Source organism: Apilactobacillus waqarii (genome assembly GCF_019061205.1).
Classification (GTDB): Bacteria; Bacillota; Bacilli; order Lactobacillales; family Lactobacillaceae; genus Apilactobacillus; species Apilactobacillus waqarii.
This window is the reverse complement of the sequence record NZ_JAHQYH010000012.1, coordinates 25,615-35,120: the sequence shown is the minus strand read 5'-3', so window position 1 is coordinate 35,120 and position 9,506 is coordinate 25,615. Positions and strand designations below refer to the sequence as shown.

The 9,506-nt window shown below is 40.9% G+C and carries 10 protein-coding genes and 1 riboswitch; of the genes, 6 read left to right on the top strand and 4 right to left on the bottom strand.

What is annotated here, in order from left to right; all coding sequences use genetic code 11:
• Positions 1–2: 2 nt before the first annotated feature.
• A complete protein-coding gene (locus KTJ72_RS07220) occupies positions 3–83 on the top strand; it encodes an IS3 family transposase (RefSeq protein WP_225349253.1) in 81 nt (26 codons plus the stop codon).
• A gap of 66 nt (positions 84–149) precedes the next feature.
• On the opposite strand, the gene KTJ72_RS06550 is transcribed toward KTJ72_RS07220, so the two are convergent.
• Positions 150–740: a L,D-transpeptidase gene (locus KTJ72_RS06550; RefSeq protein WP_217304444.1), complete on the bottom strand. Its 591-nt coding sequence runs from the start codon at positions 738–740 to the stop codon at positions 150–152.
• A gap of 121 nt (positions 741–861) precedes the next feature.
• On the opposite strand from KTJ72_RS06550, the gene KTJ72_RS06545 reads away from it, so the two are divergent.
• From KTJ72_RS06545 to thiM, 5 genes are all read left to right on the top strand, one after another.
• On the top strand, positions 862–1,986 hold the full coding sequence (locus tag KTJ72_RS06545; protein WP_217304443.1) for an SEC10/PgrA surface exclusion domain-containing protein: 1,125 nt from the start codon (positions 862–864) through the stop codon (positions 1,984–1,986).
• Positions 1,987–2,090: 104 nt separating this feature from the next.
• Positions 2,091–2,184, top strand: a riboswitch (TPP riboswitch).
• Positions 2,185–2,277: 93 nt separating this feature from the next.
• A complete protein-coding gene (gene tenA / locus KTJ72_RS06540) occupies positions 2,278–2,985 on the top strand; it encodes a thiaminase II (protein ID WP_217304442.1) in 708 nt (235 codons plus the stop codon).
• Positions 2,978–3,790, top strand: coding sequence for a bifunctional hydroxymethylpyrimidine kinase/phosphomethylpyrimidine kinase (gene thiD, locus KTJ72_RS06535; protein WP_217304441.1), 813 nt, complete (start codon positions 2,978–2,980; stop codon positions 3,788–3,790). The genes tenA and thiD overlap by 8 nt, the downstream gene beginning before the upstream one ends.
• Entirely contained in the window at positions 3,777–4,418 is a 642-nt protein-coding gene (gene thiE, locus KTJ72_RS06530) for a thiamine phosphate synthase (RefSeq protein WP_217304439.1), read from the top strand. Before thiD ends, thiE begins: the two co-directional genes overlap by 14 nt.
• Entirely contained in the window at positions 4,418–5,194 is a 777-nt protein-coding gene (gene thiM / locus KTJ72_RS06525; RefSeq protein WP_217304438.1) for a hydroxyethylthiazole kinase, read from the top strand. The genes thiE and thiM overlap by 1 nt, the downstream gene beginning before the upstream one ends.
• Positions 5,195–5,233: 39 nt before the next feature.
• Here thiM and pgmB read toward each other — a convergent pair whose 3' ends face one another.
• The 3 genes from pgmB to KTJ72_RS06510 are packed head-to-tail and all read right to left on the bottom strand — an operon-like array spanning position 5,234 to position 9,455.
• Positions 5,234–5,899, bottom strand: coding sequence for a beta-phosphoglucomutase (gene pgmB, locus KTJ72_RS06520; protein WP_217304437.1), 666 nt, complete (start codon positions 5,897–5,899; stop codon positions 5,234–5,236).
• Positions 5,900–5,901: 2 nt separating this feature from the next.
• Positions 5,902–8,103, bottom strand: a complete 2,202-nt coding sequence (locus KTJ72_RS06515; RefSeq protein ID WP_217304435.1) for a glycoside hydrolase family 65 protein — start codon at positions 8,101–8,103, stop codon at positions 5,902–5,904.
• 20 nt (positions 8,104–8,123) lie between these two features.
• Positions 8,124–9,455, bottom strand: a complete 1,332-nt coding sequence (locus KTJ72_RS06510) for an SLC45 family MFS transporter (protein ID WP_217304434.1) — start codon at positions 9,453–9,455, stop codon at positions 8,124–8,126.
• Positions 9,456–9,506: the final 51 nt, after the last annotated feature.

Genomic DNA, 9,506 nt, shown 5'->3' with positions numbered 1-9,506 from the left:
GGATTGATTATTACAATAATCATCGTATTAAAACAAAACTAGGCGGAAAGTCACCGGTTCAATACCGGAAACTTTCCGCCTAGGAAAAACAATATAATAATGTACAACTTTTGGGGTGCACATCATGAACGTCTTTTTGTTTGGTTTAATTAGTGAATAACAACCTTAGTACCAGTTGGTACTGAACTGTTAATCCATTTAGCATCTGGAATTGATAAACGAACGCAACCATGTGAGTTGGCAACCTTACCTAGTTCATGGGCATCCTTCATTAGGTATTTACCATCCTTGTTTACAGGAACGGAATGGAATAGGTAGATTCCGTGATCCTTAAATGAGGTCCAGTAGTTGGCACCTTCTTTGGATGAGGCGTTGTAGAAGTGACTACCACGTTCTTTTTGAATGTGGAATGTACCACGTGGGGTACCATCGTCATTTCCAGTTGAGCATAGCATGGTGTATAAAACCTTGCCCGCTTTATTTTTAACGTAGACACGTTGTTTCTTGATAGAAACATCTAGCCAGTTCTTCTTTGATAGTTTCATATTTGGGTAAGCCTTCTTTTCAGATGAGTGCTTCCAAGCATTCTTTGAAGGTCTTACTGAGGCTTGTACCGATACATTGGTAGTTGTGTTTTTGTTCGCAGTCGATTTTGAGGTAGATTGGCCGCAAGCTGTTAATCCTAATGCCACAATGACGGCAGTAATAATCATTGCAAATGCACGTTTAAATTTAGTCATTAAATATCTCCCCTTGTCTTTGACTTAATTAAAACACAAAGTGAAAATCAATTCCATTATTAAAAACATTTGGTATAGTTATATTTATAAAAACATTCGTACAAACTAAGGAGATATCGTTATGCGAAAACTAAAAGCATTTTCACTACTATTAATCGCTATGACTGTCACGTTATTTGCCGGAAGTATCAGTGAAACCCACCTAGCAGCTAATGCGCAAACCACTGAGCAAGCTCATCACAAGAAAAAACCTGCCAAAAAGGCCAAGAAGGCTAAGAAAACTTCTAAGACTAAACACAAAAAGACAACTAAGAAGAAAAAGACCGTAAGGAAACACGCCAAGAAGACTACCAAGGCCAAGAAGAAGCACCCAAAGAAAAATAAAAAGACTACTAAAGCTAAAAAGAAGGTAACTACTAAGAAGAAGGCCAAGAAAAAAGCCCCTAAAAAGGTAGTTAGAAAAAACACCAAGGCCAAAAAGTTGATTATAAGCTCTACTGCTCCAGTTGCTACCAGTACCATGAAGGCTCCCGATTCTAACTACTACCAATCCGTTGACGGTTTTAACTACCCGTCAGACGATCACGCTACTCCTAACGCATCCGACACACTAAACATTCCTGCCGGATACCTATTTAGTTTCGATGCCAACAACAAGAAAATGGTCCAAGGCACCGCTTCGGATGAATCAATTGACCAAAGTCGTCAAATCAACACATTCCACCCAAGCACCGCAGACATTAATACTAAGGTCAACATCAACAACATAAGTACTGACCAACAACGTCAACTATCACAATATGCTGCTAACCTTGTGAATGATTTAAGACACAAGCTAGCTAACAACTACCCATACACCCAAGACCTAACAGTTACCGACCGTGCACTAAAGGCAGCCACAGATGTTGCCATTGGCTACAACAACGATAACTGGGACTTCACCAAAAAGGGTGGTCACGATGTTTCAGTCCTAGACGACGTCTTCGCCGCTAACAACTTCACTGCTTACGGTGAAAACATCGCCGGTTCACTATTAACTAACTCATACATCAATGGACCCGTTACTATGGCTAACGTTAAGGAAAGCATCTACGGTGCCATCTGTGCCATGATGTTTGATGATGCATCTTCTGATTGGGGACACGCTGCCAACTTCCTAGGAATTGGTTTCGATAGTTCCGCTAAACAAGAATTCGGGATTTCAATCGATAAGATGGGCCAAATCCACTTCGAAATTTATCAATAAAAAATAAAAAGGCGCTATGATGGCGTCTTTTTTGTTTGGCAACAATTATAATATTTACAAAAAGTTCAAAACAGCTATACTTATACATGAATTAAATATAAAAATGCTGTCCACTGGGGTGCCGTTTTTTCGGCTGAGATTACACCCATTGAACCTGATCTAGTTAACACTAGCGAAGGAAGTCAGGCGCACTCCAAGTAAAGAATTAGACTTAGTCTATCCAAGTGTACCCTTCCACCGTCGTGTGGGAGGGTATTTTTATTTACGGCAGCAAACTGGAGGGATTGTTTCATGTTTTCAAATCAACTAGTCAAGGAAGCTAACCCAATTTTGGAAGCCATCTTTGACCACCCGTTTGTTAAAGGTATCGGTAACGGTCATGTCGACGATGCAGCACTAAAATTTTATGTTCAACAAGATTTTCAATACTTATCTGAGTTCATCAAAATTTACGCTAGTATCATCCCCATTCTAAAGGACAGAGAGGACATGCGATTCTTCGCTGAAAATATCGATTTTATTCTAAACAGTGAAATCCACCCTCATCACGTCTTTTGCGATATTGCTAACGTTACATACGAAAGTTTGCAACACGCTACACCAAGTCCTAAGGCTTACCTATACCAATCACATATGTATCGTGCCGTTAGGACCGGTAGCCTGGCTAATATTATCTGTGCCTTACTACCATGTCCATGGACATACAATGAAATTGCCAAACAGCTAACTGCCACAGGTAAAAATACTGAAGACAACCCGTTTAAGAGCTGGGTTGATTTCTACCTATCTGATGATGAAGATACGGATGGGGGAATAACCCAAAAACTCTTTAACATGTTAAACGAACTATCAAAAGACATGTCTCAAGAAGAACTACACGAGGCCAAAGGCTTCTTCTTAAAGAGTACCGAATTAGAATGGGAATTCTGGGAACAAGCCTTCTACCAACAAGACTGGCGCTTTGCCGACATCATTCATGGAGGTAGTCATCATGAATAGTAAAAAAGTCCCTGAAACACTAACGATTGCCGGTTCAGATTCCGGTGGTGGGGCCGGTATGCAAGCAGACATCAAGACGATGCAAGAACACCACGTCTTTGCTACCAACGTCGTGGTTGGTTTGACCGCCCAAAACACATTGGGTGTGCAATCCGTCCTACCCACTCCTGTTGAAATGATCAACGCACAGTTTGATTCACTATACGATGATTTCGACATCAAGGCTGCCAAAACCGGTGCCTTGTTTGACCAAGAACGTGTCGAATCCGTCGTCGCAAACATTAATGAGCACAACATTCACCCCATCGTCGTCGACCCAGTCATGGTTGCCAAAGGTGGCGCTAGGTTACTGGACGATTCGGGTATCGACGCCATCATTAATAAACTAATGCCAATCGCCGACATCGTGACCCCTAACCTTCCTGAAGCTGAGGTTATATATGGTAAGAAGATTGAAACCAATGACGATGTGATTGCAGCTGCTGCGCACATTCAACAACTGGGTGCCAAGAACGTCATCATCAAGGGTGGCCACCAACAAGGCGATACCCTATCCGATTACGTCCTACTAGAAAGCGGAATTAGTTTTACCATCGAAAGTAAAAAGTACGACACCGTCAGAAAGCACGGAACTGGCGACACTCTATCATCCGCAATCGTCGCTAACCTAGCCAAGGGGGCATCCATCAAGGAAGCCATCATCGAAGGTAAACGCTACATTGATACCATCCTACAATCAGAAATCATTGTCGGACACGGTCATGGACCACTAAATCACTGGGGGGCTGAAGATGAAATTCGCTAAAGAACAACTAGCCGTCTACTTCATTGCGGGTAGTCAAAACGTTGGCGGCGACGTCGACAAACTAATCCAAATCGTAGAGGATGCATGTAAGAACGGAATTACCATGTTTCAATACCGCGAAAAAGACCGTTCTACCCTATCCGATGCGGAAAAACTACAGGTGGCGATTCAACTAAAGGAAATCACCGCCAAGTACAACGTGCCTTACATCATCGACGACGATATCGATTTAATGAAGGAAATTAATGCTGATGGAATCCACGTCGGTCAAGACGACACCAAGATTGAACGCGTAATTGCAGAATGTCAAAACAAGATTATCGGACTATCTACCCACACCCTAGATGAGGTCAGAGCTGCCAATAATGTCGATGCACTAGACTACATCGGAATTGGTCCCATCTTTGCGACTCAATCCAAGTTTAAGGTGAAACCAGCAATCGGTATCGATGAACTAAACCGTTTATACCAAGAATCTACTCATCCAGCCGTTGCCATCGGTGGCATCAAGGAAGATAACGCCAAGGCAGTGCTAACTACCAACGTCGACGGTGTCTCAGTCATCTCAGACATCATCGATAGTTCAGACATCCAACAAACCATTAATAGTCTAAAGGGGAATGCATAATGACTACTATCAAACAAATCAGAGAAAACTCACCAATCATTTTAAACATCTCAAACATGGTAACACCACAACACGTGGCCGATGCCATCAACTTCATCGGGGCGTCACCAATCATGTTCGACGACATCAAGGAAGCAAGCGACCTAGTCAACATCTCAAATGCCCTAGTCATCAACATGGGTTCATCAAACGATGCCGACGTTGAAAAATCAATTGCAGCTGGAAAGTACGCCAACCAAAAAGGCATCCCTGTCGTCATTGATCCCGTTGCGATTGGCGCATCCAAGTTACGTCAAAATAACTTCGCTAAGGTAGCTAAGGAAGTCAAATTCGACGGTGTTCGTGGTAACGCCGGTGAATTAGCATTTCTCGCCGACATCGAATGGAACGCCCAAGGTATCGACGCCGGAAACGGTGACGGTGACTTACATCAAATCGCAGAAACAGTCGCTAAGAAGTTTGACTGTATCACATTATTATCTGGTGTCACTGACGTCATATCAGATGGCAGTAAGAATGTCGAAGTCAAAAACGGTCATCACTACTTTGCCGTTAACGTTGGTTGTGGCGATATGTTAGACGGTATCCTAGGGGCTTGTCTAGCTGTCGACAACAGTTTAGATTCCGCTGTCCTTGCTTCTAGCATCCTAAGCATTGCCGGAGAAATTGCCGGTGGAATTACCGACAACCTACCATATTCATTCATATCAACTGTATTTAATACCTTATACCAACTAACCGACGAAGAAATCACTGAGTTTCAAAAACTAGGATAAATAAAAAGGACTGACAAACGTCAGTCCCTTTTTTTATTTTTATAGTGCTTTTTCAATATTAGCTAGTGTTAGTTCATCAGTTGAAGCAAACACGATGTCTGCATCCTTTAGGATGTCTGCACTACCGATTCCGATGGAAGTCTCACCGGCGCCATTGATGGCAGCAATACCGACTTCAGCATCTTCAATTCCAATACATTGTTCAGGAGCTAGGTCCAAAATTTCAGCACCTTTAGTGTAGATTTCTGGATCTGGTTTACCCTTACTCAATAAAGCCGGGTTAACTACCTTTTGAAAGTATTCACTTAATTGAAGTTTTTCCAAAACGGTTGGTGCATTCTTGGAAGCGGATGCCAACGCAATTAGGTAGCCGTTATCACGTAAGCTGTCCAAGAATTCCTTAATACCAGGAAGAATATCTGCCGGTGACATTTGATCAACTAGGTTTAGGTAGTTATCATTTTTCTCCTGTGCTAGTGCCAACTTGTCTTCTTCAGAGTATTTTCCTTGTAAGTTACCGCGGTCCAAAATCAGGTTCAATGAGTCCATGCGGTCCACACCCTTTAAGTCTTCGGCTAATTTATCATTCCATGGAGTGCCGACTTTATCGGCAATTTGTTTCCATGCCTTACTGTGTAAAACAGAGGTGTTGGAGATGACACCGTCCAGGTCAAAAATGAAACCTTTAATCTTTTCTAATCCCATGTCTATTCCCCCTTTGATAGGATTTCTAGTGTTGCTTTTTCTAACTTGTATGACTTGTTGTCTACAATGATGTTCATTGGTTGACCGTCAACCAACTTAATTGTTGTTTTGCCATCAATAATGTTGATGTTTAATAATCTTCCGTTAAAGACAATTCTGAATTCAAAGCCATCCCATTCAATTGGTAGATGTGGGATAATCTTTAATTCGCCGGCTGAAGTTACTTGCATCCCTGCGAAACCTTGAACCACACTTAGCCAGCTTCCACCTAGGTTTGCTAAGTGCAAACCATCTTCGGTGTTACCTTGTAGGTCAGTTAGGTCCATGCGAACTGTGTCTGAGAAGTAGCTGTAAGCCTTCTTCATGTCACCCATACGAGCAGCTAACGCACTGAAGATTGAACGTGATAGTGATGAGTCATGAGTAGTGATTTTTTCGTAGTAATCGAATTCTCTACTTAGTTGATCATCATCAATTGTTTCTGGGAATAATAGGTCAGCTAAAACAGTATCTGCTTGCTTGTTCACTTGGTATCTGTAGATGTTTAGTGGGTGGTAGTGCAATAGTAATGGGTACTTGTCTTTTGGTGTTTCGTCGAATGGCCAGATTGCCTTGCTGAAGAATGTGTCATCTTGAGCGTTAATTTGGTATTCATCGTTGAATGGGAAGTAGATTTTTTCAGCGATGTCCTTGAATACTTCTAGTTCTTCGATTGAAACACCTAGTTTGCCGAAGGCTTCTGGATTTTTTTCCATTAATACTAGTCCTAACTTGTATGCCAAGTTGAAGTTGTTTTGCGCCATTCTGTTAGTGAAGTAGTTGTTATCTACCATCGCAGTGTATTCGTCTGGTCCAGTTACTGTGTGGAATTCGAATACTGTCTTGCCATCCTTCTTTGCCCATGTACCGAATTCTCTGAAGAAACGAGCAGTTTCTAGTAACATTTCAAAACCGTAGTCCTTTAAGAATTCCATGTCATGAGTTGCTTGGTAGTAGTTACCGATGGCATATGCAATGTCACCGTCTAAATGGTATGCAGCAGTACTTGCTGGGTAGTATGCAGAAGTTTCTTCACCGTTGATTGAACGCCATGCGAATAGCGCACCTTGGTTCACACCTAATTCACGAGCACGTGTGCGCGCAAAGTCTAAAGTGTTGTAACGGTATACCAATAGTTTCTTGGCAATTTCTGGGTTTGTGTAGATGAAGTAAGGAATCATGTACATTTCAGTGTCCCAAAAAGTGTGGCCTTCATAACCTGGTCCTGTTAAACCTTTGGCAGCGATGTTTGTCTTACCATCACGACCAGTAGCTTGGTTTAGTTGGAAGATGTTGTAGTGAAGAGCTAGGTTTAATTCGTCGTTCCCGGCGATTGAAACTTCACCGTTTTGCCAAGTGTCGTGCCAGAAACTTGCACTGTTTTCCTTAATTGTTGCAAAGTCTTCTTTGGCAAAGTCACCTTTTTCGTTCTTTTCACCAACGATAAATCCGTAACTAACTTTAGGTTCATCAGCTAATGATAATTTTGTTGATAGATGACTTTCGTCGTTAAAACCGTATGCGGTAATTTCAATGCGTTGTTTTGATTCAGCAGTACTAATGGCGATTGTTTGTGATAAGTCATCAGTAGCAACCACTTCACGTTTGATTGATTTTAATTCTCTAGTCTTTCTTGGGTCATCGATGTCGTCACCTGTTTCACCCTTAGCTTCTTCTAGGACAAAGTTCTTATCGATGTAAATGTCACCCTTATATGTTTCTGCCTCAAATGCATATTCAATTCCGTAGAAGTGAACCTCTCTTTGATCGATTGCCGAAGTGACATTCATTTTAATTGTTTGTTTCTTGTCGTTACTTAATTCATATTCTTCAACCAATTTACCGTTAGATAAATCTAATTGCATATCTACTAGTTTAGAATGAGTGAATTCGCCATGACCGTCATCAAAGACGCGAATTTTTCTCAAGTTAGGAAGTGAAACGATTGTTTCATTTCTCTTTGGGTAGTAAGCAGCTGCTTCTCCGTAGGTGATTGGACTGTATTCAAAGAACCCATTTACTAGTGTTCCTTCTACTGCGCTTGATTCGATTGGGTTAGTTGCTCGAACCCCAAAGTGACCATTTCCAAGTGAGAACACAGCTTCTAAGTTACCTGGATTACTTGAACTCACGTCTTTTAGTCTTAATTTAATGTCTTTAGTCATTTTTAATTCAACTCCTTTAATTATTCTTTAACTGGTTTTACAAAGAATACTGTTCCAGCAGCAATTAATGCACAGATTCCTGCTAGGAATAGCATTGCGCTCATTGATCCATGTAGCATTGGGAAGATTGCGAAACTAGAAACTGAAGCTACAATTTGTGGAATACAAATTTGCCAGTTGAATAGTCCTAGGTAAGCACCTTCGTTTTTACCTTTAACAGCACCTGTAATCATTGCAAATGCTTCTGTTCCGATTGTGATGTACATAATTCCAAATAGTGTGAATGGTACAATTGATAGCATCTTTGAAGTTACAAAGTACATCATGATTAGACCTATTCCACCTAATACTAGTGAGATGAATAAGATTTTTCTTCTTTGGCTTGGTTTTAGACGAGCTAAAACGAATGTACCCCATAGAACTCCGGCTAGTGATTGAACGAATGTTAATACCCCGTTCCAGTTACCAGCTGCTTGGAATCCAGCACTAGCAGGGTTTGTTGTGTGCCAAATGTTTTCTGCTAAAGCACCAGTACTGTAAGTCCATACAAATTGAACTGAAATAAATGAGAACATCATAACTGCTAATAATTCCCAGAAAATTTTGGGGGCATTTTTTATTAATTCCCATAGACTTGGTGCTTTTTCTTTACTGTCTTCTTCTTCAATGTCGTGGTATTTTGCGTATTCTACTGGGTCGTATTCTTTAACGTTTACAACAGTGTAGATAGTAGTTGCAGCGATCACAGCTGCTCCGATGTAAAAAGCAATCTTAACAGTTGTTGGAACTTCACCTTTAGGAGCGATGTTTGAGAAACCAATTGCAGTGATTACGAATGGTAGGATTGCAGCTAGCATTCCACCTGCGTTTGAGTAAATGTTTTGGAATGACCATGCTTTGTCTTCTTGGTCTGAGTTAACCATGTCTCCGATAATCATTCTGAATGGTTGTTGACACATGTTTGATGAGACGTCTAGAAGCATGATAGTAACCGCACCAAATAGTAAAGCAGCTAATGATCCATAACCTAAACCTAGCGATCCAACGTTTGGTAAAACGATTAAAACAATTGCAGAAATAATAGAACCAATAATCAAGTATGGCAATCTTCTACCAAAACGATTCCATGTTTTGTCTGATTTCTTTCCAATGATTGGTTGAACAATCATCCCTGCCAATGGTGGCAAGATAAAGAACCAACCTAACTTATTAGGGTCTGCACCAATAGTTTGGAAAATTCTACTCATTTGAGATGTTTGTAAAAAGAACGCCATGTTTAAACCAAAATAACCGAAGGTAATATTAAATAATTGGAACCTCGATAGTTTTGGTAATTTTAGTTTGGACTTCATAATAGCTCACTCTCCTTTTTATATAATTAATTTAGTGGCTATGATTACTAT